A 16,315-nucleotide genomic window follows, 5' to 3' on the forward strand; every position below is an offset into this window, starting at 1 on the left:
GATCAGGCCGGCAGTCGCAGTTCGAGGGGATAGGAGACGAAGGTTTCGTAGATGGCTTCGTGGATGCGGGCGCACTCGTTGACCACGGCGGTCAGCAGCGAACCGGCCCCGCCGGCCTCGAGCTCGTCGACGTCGGCGAACTGCAGGCGGGCCTTCAGCTTGCCGGCCAGGCGCTCGGGCGCGGCGCGGCCGGCGGCCTCGACGTGGCGGGCCAGGGTCGCCAGGTGCTCCTCGATACGCGAGGTGGCGAAGCGGATCGAACGCGGGAAGTCCTCGTCGAAGACCAGGAACTCCAGGATGTGCCGGGGCTCGATCTCGGCGGTATAGACCCGCAGGTACGGCTCCAGCGCGCAGGCCATGCGCAGCAGGCTGACCAGCGCCAGGTGGTCGTTGATCTCGCGGCCGGGAGCGGGGGCGAAGCACACCTCCAGCAGGCTGGAGACCAGCTGCGCCCGTTCCAGGTACATGCCCAGCATCATGAACCGCCAGCTTTCGCCATGGCTCATGGTGGCGTCTGCCGCGCCCTTGAACAGGTGCACGTCGGCGATCACGTCGTGCAGGAAGGCCACCGAGTTGTCGGCGAACTCGGCCTCGGCGTTGGGATCGGTGACCCGCAGATAGAGGACGTTCAGCCGTTCCCAGGTCTCGGTGGTGATCTGGTCGCGCACCTGGCGGGCGTTCTCGCGGGCCATGGTCAGGGACGAGACCACCGAATTGGGGTCCGATCGGTCGAGCACCAGGGCCAGGGCGGCGTCGTACGGCGAGACCTTGCCGGTCTCGCTGTCGCCGACGGCGGAGAGAGCGATCCACACCGCCTGGACGCCGGAATCGGTCTGGTCGAGGGTGGCGTTCAGCATCACGCTGGACAGCCGCGACAGGTGTTCGGCGCGCTCGATATAGCGGCCCAGCCAGTAGAGGCTGTCTGCGACCCGAGCCAGCATCATTGGCCGTTCCCCTTATGACCGTTGGAGTGGCCGTTTCCGTTTCCGTTGTGATGGCCGTTCTCCTCGGCCAGCACCCAGGTGTCCTTGGAGCCGCCGCCCTGGCTGGAATTGACCACCAGCGAGCCGCGCTTCAGCGCCACGCGGGTGAGGGCGCCGGGCGTGACGATCGTCTTCTCGCCACACAGGATGAACGGACGCAGGTCGACGTGGCGCGGTTCGATGCGGCCGTCCACCAGGCAAGGCGCGGTCGACAGCTGGATGGTCGGCTGGGCGATGTAGTTGGACGGATCGGCCTTCAGGGCTTCGGCGAACTCGGCGCGTTCCTGAGCCGAGGCGTGAGGCCCCACCAGCATGCCGTAGCCGCCCGAGGCGCCCACGGCCTTGACCACCAGCTTGTCGAGATTGGCCAGCACGTGGCTGAGCTGGCTCTTCTCGCGGCAGAGATAGGTCTCGATGTTGGGCAGGATCGGGTCTTCGCCGAGGTAGTAGCGGATGATGTCCGGCACGAAGGCGTAGACGGCCTTGTCGTCGGCGACGCCCGTGCCCGGCGCGTTGCAGATCACCACGTTGCCGGCGCGATAGGCGTTGAACAGGCCCGCCGCGCCCAGCGACGAATCCCGGCGGAAGGTGAGGGGGTCGATGAAGTCGTCGTCGACCCGGCGATAGATCACGTCCACCCGGCGCAGGCCGGTGGTGGTGCGCATGTAGACCATGTTGTCGTGCACCACGAGGTCGCGGCCCTCGACCAGCGGCACGCCCATCAGGCGGGCGAGGTACGCGTGCTCGTAATAGGCGCTGTTGTAGACGCCGGGCGTCAGCACCACGACCTGCGGGTCCGACCGCCAGTCGGCGCTCATGCTCTTCAGCGTGGCCAGCAGCAGGTCGGGATAGCGCTCGACCGGGCGCACCCCGGCTTCGCGATAGGTGCCCGGGAAGGTGCGCTTGGCCGCGTCGCGGTTGGCCAGCATGTAGGACACGCCCGAGGGGACGCGCAGATTGTCCTCCAGCACGGCGAACTGGCCGTCCTGGCCGCGGATCAGGTCGCTGCCGCAGACATTGGCGTACGACTTGTGCGGCACGTAGAGGTTCTGCATCTCGCGCCGGTACGAGGGCGCGCCCAGCACCAGGTCGCGGGGCACCACCCCGTCCATCAGGATCTTCTGCTCGCCGTAGATGTCGGCGAGGAACATGTTAAGCGCCTGCAGGCGCTGGGTCAGGCCCGACTCGATCTTGGCCCATTCGGCCGCCGGGATGATTCGCGGAAAGAGGTCGGTGGGAATGATCCGCTCGGTCGCGCTGCCCGCGCCGTAGACGGTGAAGGTGATGCCCTGCAGCAGGAACGAGCGCTCGAGGGTCTTCTGGCGATCGGCCAGGGCCGAGGCGCCCAGGGTCGCCATCCGCGATTGCAGCGTGGCGTAGTGGCCGCGCACTTCGCCGCCCGGGGCGAACATCTCGTCATACGCCACGCCGGGCAGATAGGCCGCCCCCGTCATCGGCAGGTTAGGGGCTTCGTCCAGGCTCTGTATTTTCGCCGCCACGCCTGTATCCACCTTGGTTGTCCGTCTCTTGGACCCGCGCCGAAGCGGCGCTGGTCGATGGAAACCTAGAACGCCTCGAAAAGGTTCGCGGCGGATTTCGCGCTCCGCCGCGCCAATGCGCACGACTGCTCATCATTTGGGCGCCAATTGCCGGGCCTGAGAAGGCGCCATCGTTCGCCCTCGCAGCATTTCGCGGCGTGACAGGCGTGAAGCGCCCGACTACACGAGGCCTGGGGGCGCTCCGCGCGGGGACTAAGCTTGGTGCGTAAGACGACAGTCCTGGGCCTGGCCGCCGTTATGGCGGCCTTCGCGGCCCAGGCGCATGCGGACGAACCATCGGCGACCATCACGGGCGTCGAGGATCGCGCCCTGCGCGAGGCGATCCAGCGCGCCTTGACCGAATCTGACGCTCCCCCGGGAAGCCGCTCCGAAGCCCGCCGCCGCGCCCGCGACGCCGCCGACGACGCCGTGGCCGTGCTGCGCGCCGAGGGCTACTACGCCTATGTCGTCGAGCCCGACGTCACCGAGACCGATCCGCCGCGCGGCGTGGTCAAGGTCACGCCCGGGCCGCTGTTCGTCTTCGCCGACCCCCGCATTGACTGGTCGGGCGAGCCGCCGGACGAGGGCGTGCGCGAGCGGGCCTTCTCTGTGCTGGGCCTGACCGAGGGCTCGGCCGGCCGCGCCGCCGAGGTGCTCGGGGCCGAGGGGCGCGCGGTCGCCCAGGTCCAGAAGCTGGGCTACGCCGACGCCATGGCCGATCCGCGCAAGGTGATCGTCGACCACGCCGACCACACCGTGCGTCCGACCTTCGTCATCGCTTCGGGCGAACTGGTGAAGGTCGACGGCGTGGAGCTTTCGACCAAGGGTCGCACCAACATCGCCTGGCTGCGCCGTCTCGCGCCCTGGAAAGAGGGCGACGTCTACGATCCCGAGGACGTCGCCGAACTGGAGCGCAGGCTGCGCGACACCGGCGTCTACGACACCGTCTCGGTGGCCCTGGCCCCCAAGGACAAGGCCCTTGAGAACGGCCTGCGCCCGATCCAGGTGACCCTGGCCGACCGGGCCTCACGCACCCTGGAACTGGGCGCCGGCTATTCGACCAGCGAAGGCCCCGGCGTCGATGTCAAATGGATCCGCTACAACCGCCTGCGCCGGGCCGACACCACGACCATCACCACCCAGGTGGCCAAGCTGGAAAAGAGCCTGGAAGGGTCGGTCGCCCTGCCGCACTGGGGGCGGCCGCAGCAGACCCTGAAGCTGACCAGCAAGGTGTTCGGCGAGACGACCGACGCCTATGACGAAACCGGCGCCACCATCAGCGCCGATCTGACGCGCCGTCTGCAGGCCACGCGCTACCAGACCTACGGTGTGTCGCTGGACCTGTCGCAGACCACCGAACTGACCTCGGCTAACGGCGGCACGGTGGGCCAGCGGCTGAACCTGGCGACCTTCACCACCCTGGCCGCCTACGCCTGGGATCACTCGGACAACATCCTCGATCCCAAGCAGGGCTGGCGGATCGAGGCCCGGGCCGAGCCCACGGCGATCACCGGCGACACCAGCCTCGTCTACATCCGCACCCAGGCCCAGGGCGCGGCCTACATTCCGTTCGGCGAGGACGCCAAGACCGTGCTGGCCGGTCGGCTGAAGCTGGGCGCCATGCTGGGCGGCACCATGCCCGAAGTGCCGGCCTCGCGGCGCTTCTATTCCGGCGGCGGCGGCTCGGTGCGCGGCTATTCCTATCAGGCCATCGGTCCGCGCCTGTCGGACAACACCCCGCAAGGCGGCCTGTCGCTGTTCGAGGCCTCCCTCGAAGTGCGCCATCGCTTCACCGAGCGCTGGGGCGGGGTGCTGTTTCTTGACGCCGGCGCCGTGGGCGTCGAGCCCACGCCCAGCGCCGACGACTTCAGCGCCGGCGTCGGCTTCGGCGTGCGCTACGACCTGGGCTTTGGCCCCATCCGCGCCGACTTCGCCGTACCGCTGGAAAAGCGCAAGGGCGACCCGGCCTTCCAGATCTATCTCAGCATCGGGCAGAGCTTTTGACCGACGCCGCACCGCCGCCAGAGCCCGTCGAACAGGTCGCCGAAGCCGCGGCCAAGGTCGCGCGCCGCATTGGCGGGCCCGGCTGGCTGATCATCGTCTCGGTGACCCTGGTGGCGATCGTCGCCCTGTTCCTGGGCGTGGTCCGCTACGGCGTGATCACGCCTCAAGGGCGGGCGTTCCTCGAAGCCCGCACCAGCGGCCTGAAGCTGGGCCGCATCGGCACGCTGAAGATCGAGGGCCTGTCGGGCGACATCTGGCGTGACTTCGGCGTGCGCCGGCTGACCATCTCCGACGAGAAGGGCGTCTGGCTGGAGGGCGCCGACCTGCACGTCGTCTGGCGGCCGCGCGAACTGTGGTGGCGCCGGTTCCACGCCGACAACATCGAAGCCCGCCAGGTGACGCTGGTGCGCCGCCCCACACTCGGTCCCAAGGGCAAGTCCAGCGCCGCGCCGGTGTCGGTCGATCTCGACGCCTTCAGGCTGCGCCTGGTCTCGCGGCCGGCGTTCAGCAACGTGGCTGGCGATTTCGACGTCTCGGGCGCGTTCGAGATGGCACGTGCGGGCGGCCAGGCCGGCCGGCTGTCGGCCGCCAGCCGGCTGCATCCGGGCGATCACCTCGACCTCGTCTTCGACCTGGGCCGCGACCAGACCCTGCTGCTGACCGCCACGGGACGCGAGGCCAAGGGCGGCGCCCTGGCCGGCAGCCTTGGCTTGCCCGCCGACCGTCCGTTCCTGCTCGACGCCAAGGCCAACGGCACCACCCAGGCCGGCGCCTTCACCGTGCGGGCCCAGACCGGCGACACCGTTCCGCTGCGGGCCGGCGGCGCCTGGACCGCCCAGGGCGGCTCGGCCAGCGGCCATGTGGACCTCTCGGCCTCGACCCATACCGACCTATACGAGCGGATGTTCGGCGCGGCGGTGAACGTCGATATCGTCGGCCGCAAGGCCGGGGCCTCCACCGATCTCTCGCTGAAGGTGAGGGCGCCGAACCTGAACCTCGACGCCCAGGGATTGGCCGACCTCAGCCAGCGCCGCACCGCGCCGGAAGGCGTGACCTTCTCGGCTTCTGTTCGCGACCTCTCCAAGATCACCCCGATCCCCAAGATGGGCGCGGCCAAGGCGCAGGGCGTCTTCAAGCTGGGCGCCGACGGCTTCTCGGTCGAAGGGCCTGCGGACGTGGCCAATCTGGAACTGCTCGGCTACCGCCTGGCGCGGGCTCGCGGCCCGGCCTTCGTCGGCTGGAAGAAGGGCGAACTGACCATCCGCGCTTCGGCCACGACCGAGGGCGGGGCGGGCGAGGGCCTGCTGGCGCCGTTGGGCCGCTCCCCTAAGGCCGAGTTCGAAGGGACGCGGCTGAAGGACGGCCGCTTCCTGATCAAGCACGCCAAGATCGTCGCGCCCAACATCGTCGTCGACGGCAAGGGCGAGCGCGGCATCCTCGGCGGGCTGTCGTTTGACGGCTCGGCCAAGGTCGCCTCCCTGGCCCCGATCCGCCCGGGCATGAAGGGCGCCGCCGACATCAAGTGGTCGGCCAGCCAGGCCCGCAACAAGCCCTGGAACTTCACCGCCGACGCCAAGGGCGCGGGCTTCGCCACGGGTCTGTCCGAGCTCGACCGCCTGCTGGGCGCCGCGCCCAAGCTCAGCGCCCGCGCGGCCTGGGACAACGGCAAGCTGTCGGTCGCCGACGCCAAGCTGGACGGCGCCTCGGCCAACGCCCGGCTTTCGGGCGTGATGAATCCCGGCAACACCCTCGCCTTCAAGGTGGACTGGTCGGCCCAAGGGCCGTTCGGGGCCGGGCCGGTCGAGGTCAGCGGCAAGGCCTCGGGCACGGGCGCCATCACCGGCACGCTGACCGCTCCCCGCGCTGATCTTCAAGCCGCCTTCGACAGCATCGACCTGCCTCGCCTGCCGCTGAAGGACGCCAAGCTGGCCCTGACCTTCGCCAAGCTGCCCGACGGCGGCGACGGGACGGCGTCGTTGCAGGCGACCAGCCAGTACGGACCGGCGCGCGGCAAGACCGCCTTCCGGTTCGCGCCGGGCGGGCTGGAGCTTTCCGATCTGGACGTCGACGCCGGCGGGCTGAAGGCCCTGGGCGGCGCCAGCTTGCGCGACGGCCGCCCCGCGACCGCCGACCTGACTGTCGCTATCGGTCCGGGCGCGTTCCTGGCCCAGGGGTCGGTGAAGGGCGCGGTCAAGCTGGTCGACGCGCCCGGCGGGCCGAACGCCACGCTGGATCTCGTCGCCCAGGACGTCGCCGGCGGCGCCTGGAAGCTGCGCACCGCCACCATCAAGGCCAATGGACCGATGAGTCGCCTGCCGCTGACCCTCGACGCTCGCGGCGAGGCGCCGGCCGGTCGCTGGAACCTAGCTGGGACCGGCGTGCTGGCCCAGCAGACCGACGACTACCTGCTGACCCTCGACGCCAAGGGGCGCATGGCCCGGACCGACATCTCGACGCGAGAGTCCGCCCAGATCCGCTTCGGGGGGCCGCGCACGACCAGCAGCCTGCGCCTGAACCTCGGCGATGGCCGGGCCGACCTCGATCTCGATATCGGCGGCGAACTGGCCAACCTGCGCGCCGACCTGGTGGGCGTCAGCCTGACCGCGCTCAATCCCGATCTCGCGGGACGCATCGACGCCCGTGTTTCGATGCGCGGACAGGGCGAGGCGCTGGACGGCGAACTCGACGCCAACCTGTCGGGCGCCCGCGAGCGTGGGGCCAAGGAAAACCAGTCGCTGGACGCCACGATCCATGGCGACCTGCGCGACCGGGTGATAACCATCAAGGCCAGCGGCTCCAACCCGCAGGGTCTCAAGGCCGAGGCCGACCTGACCCTGCCGACCGAAGCCTCGGCCAAGCCGTTCCGCCTGGCCATCGACCGCCGCCGGGCGGTGCAGGGCCGGTTCCTGGCCCAGGGCGAGATCAAGCCGCTGTGGGACCTGCTGATTGGTCCGGAACGAGGCCTGTCGGGCAAGATCGACGCCGAGGGCTCGCTGGCCGGCACCCTGGCGGACCCGCGCCTGATCGGCCGCGCCGCCCTGACCGGCGGCAAGTTCGAGGACGGCGGCACGGGTCTTCGCCTCCAAGATGTCGCCATCACCCTGGCCCTTGCCGACAACGCCATCGACGTCAGCCAGGCCCAGGGCGCCGACGGCCGGGGCGGCACGGTGTCGGGGGCTGGAAGGATCAGCCTGGCGCGCGACGGCGTCGGCAGCTTCCGCCTCGACATGAAGAACTTCCAGGTCATCGACAACGAGCTGGCGAAAGCGTCCGCCACCGGCCAGACGACGATCAACCGCGACTCCGCCGGCAAGGTGAAGCTGACCGGCGCCCTGACCATCGACCGCGCCGACGTCTCGGCCCAGTCCAAGACCCCGGCCGGCGTCGTCTCGATGGACGTCATCGAGCGCAACCGTCCGCAGGACCTGGTCCAGGGCGTCGAGGTCCGCCAGCGGCGGGCCGATTCCGGCATGGCGCTGGATGTCACCCTGAAGGCGCCGCGGCGGATCTTCGTGAAGGGCAGGGGCCTGGACGTCGAACTTTCGCTCGACGCCCATGTCGGCGGCACCACGGCCGCGCCCAGTCTCGACGGCGTTGCCCGCGTGGTGCGCGGCGAATACGACTTCGCCGGCAAGCGCTTCGAGTTCGACGACGACGGCGTGGTGCGCCTGGCCACCCAGCTGGAGCGCATCCGCCTGGACCTGACCGCCACCCGCGAGGACGACGCCCTGACGGCCGTCATCAAGATCTCGGGAACGGCCGCCAAGCCGGAGATCACCCTGACCTCGACGCCGGAACTGCCGCAGGACGAAGTGCTGTCGCAGGTGCTGTTCGGATCGTCGGCCGCCCAGCTGTCGCCGATCGAGGCCGCCCAGCTGGCCTCGGCCTTGGCGTCGCTGGCCGGCGGCGGCGGGTTCGACGTGATCGGCAACCTGAGAAGCTTCGCCCGCCTCGACCGCCTGGCCTTCGCCGAAAGCACCACGGGGATGACCGTGTCGGGCGGCAAGTACGTCACCGACGACGTCTATGTGGAGATCATCGGCGGCGGCCGCGAAGGGCCGGCGGCGCAGGTCGAATGGCGCATCCGCCGGGCCCTGTCGCTGGTCTCGCGCCTGGGCGGTGACGGCGACGCCAAGCTTTCCGTGAAGTGGCGAAAGAACTACAAGTAGAGCAAGGCTGTTGCGCGGGCCTGCGGTTTCCTCGCCAAAGGAAACAACGTTTTGCCTGCGGCCCTTGGATTAGGCTTGCCCCCAAGGAGACAGCGAATCCATGCGGATCGACGACGAAGATCGGGCTGTCCTGGGGAGTTTGGCCGCCGACGGGCCCCGGATGATCGACCGGGCCGTGGCCTGGTGCGCCATCAACTCGGGCAGCCGACACATCGCGGGCCTGGAGCGGCAGCGGCAGGTTCTTGCCGAGGCCTTCTCCGCGTTGCCCGCCGCCCCGACCGAGATCCCGCTGACCGCCTCGCCGGAGATCGCCGCCGACGGGCGCGAGGTCACGCAGGCCCATCCCCCGGCCATCGCCGTCGTCGTGCGCCCCGAGGCGCCGGTCCAGGTCGTGCTGACCGGGCACTACGACACCGTCTATCCGGAGACCTCGGCCTTCCAGAGCGTCAGCACCCGTCCCGACGGCGCGCTGCATGGGCCTGGGATCGCCGACATGAAGGGCGGGATCTCGGTGATGCTGGCGGCGCTGGAGGCCTTCGAGCGCCATCCCAAGGCGGCCAATCTCGGTTACCGCGTGCTGCTGTCGCCCGACGAGGAGATCGGCTCGATCGCCTCGGCCCCGGTGCTGGCCGACTTCGCGCGGCTGGGCCATGTGGGCCTGACCTATGAGCCGGCCCTGGCCGACGGGGCCCTGGCCAGCGTGCGCAAGGGCTCGGGTAATTTCCACGTCGTGATCCACGGCCGCGCCGCCCATGCCGGCCGCGACTTCGCCTCGGGCCGCAACGCGGTGATGGAGGCCGCGCGCCTGGCCCAGGCCCTGCACGCCCTGAACGGCCGGCGCGAGGGGGTCACGCTCAACGTCGCCAAGATCGACGGCGGCTCGCCGCTGAACATGGTGCCCGATATCGCCGTGCTGCGCTTCAATGTCCGCTTCCCCTCGGTCGCCGACGCCGCCTGGCTGGAGGGTGAGATCGCCGCCATCGTCGCCTCGACCTCCGCGGATGGCCTGCACGCCCACCTGCATGGCCGCATCACCCGCGGCGCCAAGCCGTTCAACGCCGCCCAGGAGCGGCTGTTCGGCGCGGTGAAGGAGGTCGGCGCGCTGCTGGGCCAGGACATCGCCTGGAAGCCGTCCGGCGGCGTTTGCGAGGGCAACAACCTGTTCGCCTCGGGCCTGCCCAACATCGACAGCCTGGGGGTGCGCGGCGGCGACATCCACAGCGAGGCCGAGCACGCCTGGCCGGCCAGCTTCGTCGAGCGCGCCCAGCTCTCGGCCCTCACCCTGACCAAGCTCGCGAGCGGCGACATCGACGCCCACGCGATCCGCGCGGCCATGGCCGCCGTACCGGAGACCCTCTGAATGCTCGTGGTCCGTCCCGCCGGTTCGGCGGATTTCGACTCCCTGATGGAGCTGGCCGTGCTGTCGGGGCGGGGCTTCACCAGCCTGCCCGAGGACGAGCCGACCCTGCGTGAGCGCCTGGCCCTGTCCGAAGCCAGCTTCCAGGCCGGCGTCGCCCCGCCCGAGGCTTGGTACACCCTGATGCTGGAGGACCTGGAGAGCGGCGTCATCGACGGCGTCGCGGGCGTCAAGGCCAGCGTCGGCCTGAAGCGGCCGTTCTTCTCGTTCCGCGTCGTGACCCTGGCGCAGTCGTCGCCGGTGCTGGAGATGCGCTTCGACCACAAGGCCCTGGTGTTGGTGAACGAATGCGCCGGCTGGTCGGAGGTGGGCTCGTTGTTCCTGCGGCCCGAAAAGCGCAAGGGCGGCGCGGGGCGGCTGCTGGCCCAGTCGCGCTACATGCTGATCGGAATCGAGCCGCAGCGCTTCGCCGAGATGGTGCTGGCCGAACTGCGCGGCTGGTTCGACGAGGATGGCTCGTGTCCGTTCTGGGAGCACGCGGCCAGCAAGTTCTTCCGGCTGGACTTCGACCAGGCGGATCTGATGAGCGCCTCGACCAACGGTCAGTTCATCCTCGACCTGGCGCCCCGCCATCCGATCTATACCGAGCTGCTGGCGCCGGCCGCGCGCGACGTGATCGGCAAGGTGCACCGCGACGGCGAGGCCGCCCGGGCCATGCTGGAGCGCGAGGGCTTCCGCTACCAGGGTCTGGTGGACCTGTTCGACGCCGGCCCGACCGTGGCCGCGCCGCGCGACGACATCCGCACGGTGCGTGACGCCCGCCGGCTGCGCGTGAAGATCGGCGAGGATGCGTTCGGCGAGGAGGCCCTGATCTCGACCACCGACGTCGCCCGCTTCCGGGCGGTGCGGGCCGCCGTGCTGATCGACGGCGAGGCGGCGATCCTGGACCGCGAGGCGGCCGACGCCCTGGGCGTGGCCGAGGGCGATTATGTGCGAGTGAAGGCATGAGCGGCGTCTATATCGACGGGGTCTGGAAGAGCGGGCAGGGGCCGCAGGCCGTCTCCACCGATCCGGCGACGGGCGAGGTCGTCTGGCGCGCGGCGACGGCGTCGTCCGTCGATGTCGAGGCCGCCGTGGCGGCGGCTCGCAAGGCCTTCCATCCCTGGGCCGACCTGCCGCGCGAAGAGCGGATCGCCATCCTCTGCCGCTACAAGGAGGTGCTGCTCGATCGCGCGGGCGCCTATGCTGAAGCCCTGAGCCGCGAGACCGGCAAGGCGCTGTGGGAGACCAAGGCCGAGATCGGCTCGATGGCCGGCAAGGTGGACGCCTCGATCAAGGCCTATGACGAGCGCACGGGCGTGGCCGAAAACGCCATGCCCTTTGGCCGCGCCGTGCTGCGCCACCGCCCACACGGGGTCATGGTGGTGCTAGGGCCGTTCAACTTCCCGGGCCACCTGCCCAACGGCCACATCGTGCCGGCCCTGCTGGCCGGCGACACCGTGGTCTTCAAGCCCTCCGAAGAGACGCCCCTGGCCGGCCAGCTGCTGGTCGAGGCGCTGGAGGCGGCGGGCGTTCCGGCCGGCGTCGTCAATCTGGTGCAGGGCGGGCGCGAAGTCGGACAGGCCCTGATCGACCAGGAGATCGACGGCCTGCTGTTCACCGGCTCGGCCCAGGCGGGAACCTTCTTCCGCCGTCACTTCGCCGACCGGCCCGATGTGATCCTGGCCCTGGAGCTGGGCGGCAACAATCCGCTGGTGGCCTGGCAGGCCGGGGATCCGGCCGCCGTCGCCGCCCTGGTGGCGCAGTCGGCCTTCATCACCACCGGCCAGCGCTGCTCCTGCGCCCGCCGGCTGATCGTGCCGGACGGTTCGGAAGGCGAGGCGATCATCGAGGCCGTGCTGGCTCTGGTTCCGAAGCTCTCGATCGGTCCGTGGAACGGCGAGGAGCCCTTCATGGGGCCGCTGATCTCCGAACGCGCCGCCGGCCACGCCCTGGCCGCCGCCGGGCGCATCGAGGGCCGGCGCCTGCTGGAGCCGGGCCGCGTCGAAGGCCTGTCGGGCGCCTTCGTCTCGCCGGGCCTGATCGACGTCACCGGCGTCGACGTGCCCGACGACGAGATCTTCGCGCCGATCCTGCAGGTCCGCCGCGTGGCTTCGTTCGACGAAGCGCTCGTCGCCGCAAACGCCACCCGCTACGGCCTGTCGGCCGGGCTCGTGACCGAGAACCCGGCGCTGTGGGAGCGCTTCCTGGCTCGCATCCGGGCCGGCGTCGTCAACCTCAACCGCCCGACCACGGGCGCGGCCGGGACCATGCCGTTCGGCGGCCTGGGGGCCTCGGGCAACCACCGTCCCAGCGCCTATTACGCCGCTGACTACTGCGCCTATCCGGTGGCCAGCTTCGAGGCCGGGGCGGTGCTCGACACGACGGGCGACATCAAGGGCCTGCGTCCATGACGGCCGTCGAGGCCAATTGCGACGGCCTGGTCGGGCCGACCCACTCCTATGTCGGCCTGTCGCCCGGCAACATCGCCAGCCAGGTCAACGCCGGCCAGGTGTCTGACCCGCGCGCGGCGGTGCTGGAGGGCCTCGACAAGATGCGTCGTCTGGCCGACTGGGGCGTGCCGCAGTTCGTGCTACCGCCGCATGAGCGTCCGGCCGTGGGCTTCCTGAAGTTGATCGGGTTCACGGGCTCCGACGCCGCCGTCATCGAGAGCGCCTGGAAGACCGCTCCGGCCCTGGCGGCGGCCGCCTGCTCGGCCTCGCCGATGTGGGCCGCCAACGCCGCCACGGTGACGCCCAGCGCTGATGCGGCCGACGGCCGCGTGCACTTCACGCCCGCCAACCTGCTGACCAACCTGCACCGCAGCCTGGAAGGCCCGCAGACCGCCCGGGCCCTGCGCCGCCTGTTTCCGGACGAGACCCGCTTCGCCGTCCACGACCCGCTGCCGGGCCAGCCGCACTTCGCCGACGAGGGCGCGGCCAATCACGTGCGGCTCTGCGTCGAGCACGGGGCTCCGGGCGTGAACCTCTTCGTCTGGGGACGCGAGGCCTGGGAGCATTGGAGCGGCGCATATCCGGCCCGCCAGACTCGCGAGGCCTTCGAGGCGATCCAGCGCCGCCACGCCGCCTCCCGGGCCGTCTTCCCCCGTCAGGGTCGCCGCGCCATCGCTGGCGGGGCCTTCCACAACGACGTGGTGTGCGTCGGCACGCGCGAGACCCTGTTCTTCCACGAAGCCGCCTTCGAGGACCGCGCCGCCATGGAGGCCGAAGTCCGCTGCGCCGCCAGGGGCCTGTTCGAGCCGATCTTCGTCGAGGTCTCCGAGGCCGACCTGCCGATCGAGGACCTGGTGAAGAGCTATCTCTTCAACTCCCAGCTTCTCGTCCTGCCCGGTGAGGATCGGCTGGTGCTGCTGGCCCCCGGCGAGACCCGCGACAATCCCCGCGCCCGCGCGGTCGCCGAGGGTCTGGTCGCCTCCAACGGGCCGATCGGCCGGGTAGACTACGCCGACGTCCGCCAGAGCATGCGCAATGGCGGCGGCCCGGCCTGCCTGCGCCTGCGGGTGGTGCTGAACGACGACGAACTGGCCGCCGCCAATCCGGCCCAGCGTTTCGACGCGGCCCTGCACGAGCGCCTGGCCGACTGGGGCGCGCGCCGCTACCGTGACCGCCTCGCGCCCGCCGATCTGGCTGATCCTGCATTGCTGGTCGAAAGCCGCGAGGCGCTCGACGAACTGACCGCCATCCTCGACCTGGGCGGCGACTTCTATCCTTTCCAGAGAGATGGCCAGAGGGACGGATGAGCTTCTCGATCCGCCCGACCCGGCCCTACGACGCGATCCCGGTCGCAGCTGTGCATCGCGCCACGGCCGCTATCGCCGGCGGCATTGCCCGCCAGCCGGAAGAGATCACCGACGCCTATATCGACCGGATCCTGCACGAGGCCCTGGCTGACGGTGTAGGCCTGGTGGCGGTCGATGAAGGCGGCGTCGTCATCGGCGAGATCCACGCCGTGCGCATCCCGGTGAAGCTGTTCTCGCACGTGCTGTCGGACCTGACCGTCGCCGTGCATCCCGACTGGCGGGGCAGGGGCGTCGGCTCGGCCCTGTTCCAGGCGCTGTTCGCGGCGGCGCGGGCCATGGACCCGCCGATCGTGCGCGTGGAACTGGGGACGGGTGCGGGCAATGCGGGCGCGATGCGGCTCTATGAGCGGCTTGGCTTCCGCATCGAGGGCCGGCTGGAAAAGCGTGGGCGCTTTCCGGACGGCACGTTCGAGGACGATATCGCCATGGGATTGATCCTCTGATCCCTCTCCCCTTGCGGGAGAGGGTGGCCCTGCGGAGCAGGGTCGGGTGAGGGGTCTCTCAGAACCGTCCGCACGACCCCTCATCCGTCGGCTTCGCCGACACCTTCTCCCGCAAGGGGAGAAGGATCAGGGGGTGATCTCGCTCGCCGTCATCGCCTTGACGCCGATCTCCCCAAGCCCCGCCAGCAACCGCCGCAGGGCCGAGATCCGGAACGGCTGGCCCGTCACGTACGGCGTCAGGGTGAAGCCCAGCACCCGCCCGCCGAACCGCTCGGCGCCGTCGACCAGATACGCGGCCGCCTCCACCACCTGGTTCGCCCATTCGTCCTCGGTCTGGCGGCGGTCGATCATCAGCGCGCGGTCGTCGAGTTCGTTGGACAGCGGTAGGCCGATGACCTCGCCGGCGTCAGTCTTCATCGCCACGGGAACCTCGTCCTGCTCCCAGTCGAGGCAGATGTCGAAGCCGACCGCGCGGATCAGGTCCAGCGTCGCGAACGACTGCTGCCGGGCCGGGCTGAGCCAGGCGCGCGGCTTCAGACCCGCCGCGTCGAACCGCGCCCGCACCTCGGCGATCCATGCGCTTTCCGTTTCGCGATCCAGGCCGCCCCAGTGGATGTGGGTGGTCGAGAGGCCATAGGCGGCGATCTCGTGGCCGTCGGCGAGAATGGCCTGGACCAGCGGCTTCAGGCGCTCAAGCTGGTCGGCGTTGACCGGGAAGGTCGCCTTCAGCCCTGCCGCCTTCAGGGCCTCGAGGATGCGATAGACGCCCACCCGGTTTCCGTAGTCGCGCGTCGTGTAGTGGCGCAGGTCCGGATAGGGCGTGACCATCGCGCCGGGGTGCTTGAACGGCTTGCCCGGCGGATTGAGCGGATGGTGCTCGATCGGCACGACGATCATCGCCGTCACGGCCGCGCCGCCCGTAAGCGCGATCGGCGCGCGTTTGGTCGAGGGCCGCCAAGCGTAGCGGTCCTGGTCCATACCGTAGGAGCGATGCGGGTAGATCAGGTGTTCGTCAGGCAGCGGCATTGTCGAACCCCGTTCCCGGCGTGGCCAGGCCGCGCGCGGCAATGTCGGCGACGGTCTGGTCGAAGTAGTTGTCGCGATAGTGCTGCGCGATCTCGCGGGCCGTGGTGATCCACACCTCGTCGTGGCCGGCGATGTGGCGCAGGGCCTCCTCGAACGGCCGGATGCGATGCGGCTGACTGACGAGATAGGCGTGCAGCGGGATGCACATTACCGTGCCCGACTTCTCGCCTTCCTCCAGCAGCTGGTCGAAATGTCGCTTGAGCACGTCGGCATAGCGCCAGGGGCTCATCGACAGCGCGCCATAGGTGATGACGTCGTTGACCTCCAGCGAATAGGGCATCGAGATCAGCTTGCCGGTCTTGGTCTTCACCGGCTGGGGCTGGTCGTCCTGGAAGAGGTCGCAGGTGTACCAGAAGTCGTTTTCGGCCAGCAGGTCGAAGGTCTTCTCGGTGTGGGTCAGGGCCGGCGCCAGATAGCCCCGGATGCGCTGGCCGGTGGCGGCCTCGACCGAGCGGATCGAATCCTCGATCACGGCCCGCTCCTGGGCCTCGTCCATGCCGTAGGAGAAGCGGGTGTTGTAGATGCCGTGGCTGAAGAACTCCCAGTTCCGCGCCACGCAGGCCTCGATGATCTCCGGATGGTGGTCGAGCAGGCCCACCGACAGCGAGATCGAGCCGCGCATGCCGTACTTGTCGAGCAGCTCCATCAGCCGCCAGTGGCCGACCCGGTTGCCCCAGTCGCGCTGCGAGTAGCCCACCACGTCCGGCGAGGGCTTGGGCCAGCCGGGACGCTGCGGGTTCTTGGGCGGATCGAACTCGTAATATTCGATGTTGGGCGCGATCCAGAAGGCCAGCTTCTTGCCGTCCGGCCAGACGATCTTGGGCCGGTCGCGATAGGGCCAATGGTCGTAGAGATTGGGATCGGCCTGCATCTGAC

11 protein-coding genes are annotated in these 16,315 nt (G+C 70.1%); 7 read left to right on the plus strand and 4 right to left on the minus strand.

Annotated elements, in window-relative coordinates; translation table 11 throughout:
- Positions 1-2 precede the first annotated feature (2 nt).
- Both AC07NS_RS21265 and AC07NS_RS21270 read right to left on the minus strand, forming a co-directional pair.
- A complete protein-coding gene (locus AC07NS_RS21265; protein WP_110122103.1) occupies positions 3-944 on the minus strand; it encodes an alpha-E domain-containing protein in 942 nt (313 codons plus the stop codon).
- Positions 941-2,482, minus strand: coding sequence for a circularly permuted type 2 ATP-grasp protein (locus AC07NS_RS21270; protein ID WP_494606484.1), 1,542 nt, complete (start codon positions 2,480-2,482; stop codon positions 941-943). Before AC07NS_RS21270 ends, AC07NS_RS21265 begins: the two co-directional genes overlap by 4 nt.
- Before the next feature lie 261 nt (positions 2,483-2,743).
- Here AC07NS_RS21270 and AC07NS_RS21275 point away from each other — a divergent pair, with 261 nt between their 5' ends.
- The 7 genes from AC07NS_RS21275 (at position 2,744) to AC07NS_RS21305 (ending at position 14,353) form a co-directional block, all read left to right on the plus strand.
- Positions 2,744-4,525, plus strand: coding sequence for an autotransporter assembly complex protein TamA (locus AC07NS_RS21275; RefSeq protein ID WP_494606486.1), 1,782 nt, complete (start codon positions 2,744-2,746; stop codon positions 4,523-4,525).
- On the plus strand, positions 4,522-8,694 hold the full coding sequence (locus tag AC07NS_RS21280) for a translocation/assembly module TamB domain-containing protein (protein WP_494606488.1): 4,173 nt from the start codon (positions 4,522-4,524) through the stop codon (positions 8,692-8,694). Before AC07NS_RS21275 ends, AC07NS_RS21280 begins: the two co-directional genes overlap by 4 nt.
- A 100-nt stretch (positions 8,695-8,794) precedes the next feature.
- Positions 8,795-10,054, plus strand: a complete 1,260-nt coding sequence (locus AC07NS_RS21285) for a hydrolase (RefSeq protein WP_494606490.1) — start codon at positions 8,795-8,797, stop codon at positions 10,052-10,054.
- Positions 10,055-11,059: an arginine N-succinyltransferase gene (locus tag AC07NS_RS21290; RefSeq protein WP_494606492.1), complete on the plus strand. Its 1,005-nt coding sequence runs from the start codon at positions 10,055-10,057 to the stop codon at positions 11,057-11,059. It begins immediately after the preceding gene.
- On the plus strand, positions 11,056-12,504 hold the full coding sequence (gene astD / locus AC07NS_RS21295; protein WP_494606494.1) for a succinylglutamate-semialdehyde dehydrogenase: 1,449 nt from the start codon (positions 11,056-11,058) through the stop codon (positions 12,502-12,504). Before AC07NS_RS21290 ends, astD begins: the two co-directional genes overlap by 4 nt.
- Positions 12,501-13,850, plus strand: coding sequence for an N-succinylarginine dihydrolase (locus AC07NS_RS21300; RefSeq protein ID WP_494606496.1), 1,350 nt, complete (start codon positions 12,501-12,503; stop codon positions 13,848-13,850). Before astD ends, AC07NS_RS21300 begins: the two co-directional genes overlap by 4 nt.
- On the plus strand, positions 13,847-14,353 hold the full coding sequence (locus AC07NS_RS21305) for a GNAT family N-acetyltransferase (RefSeq protein ID WP_494606498.1): 507 nt from the start codon (positions 13,847-13,849) through the stop codon (positions 14,351-14,353). Before AC07NS_RS21300 ends, AC07NS_RS21305 begins: the two co-directional genes overlap by 4 nt.
- A 126-nt stretch (positions 14,354-14,479) precedes the next feature.
- Here the strand turns inward: AC07NS_RS21305 and AC07NS_RS21310 are convergent, their stop codons facing one another.
- Both AC07NS_RS21310 and AC07NS_RS21315 read right to left on the minus strand, forming a co-directional pair.
- Complete coding sequence (locus tag AC07NS_RS21310) at positions 14,480-15,379, minus strand: polysaccharide deacetylase family protein (protein ID WP_494606500.1); 900 nt, start codon at positions 15,377-15,379, stop codon at positions 14,480-14,482.
- A complete protein-coding gene (locus tag AC07NS_RS21315) occupies positions 15,366-16,310 on the minus strand; it encodes a polysaccharide deacetylase family protein (protein WP_494606502.1) in 945 nt (314 codons plus the stop codon). The genes AC07NS_RS21310 and AC07NS_RS21315 overlap by 14 nt, the downstream gene beginning before the upstream one ends.
- Positions 16,311-16,315: the final 5 nt, after the last annotated feature.

It is taken from the genome of Caulobacter sp. GW821-FHT10A10 (assembly GCF_059415745.1).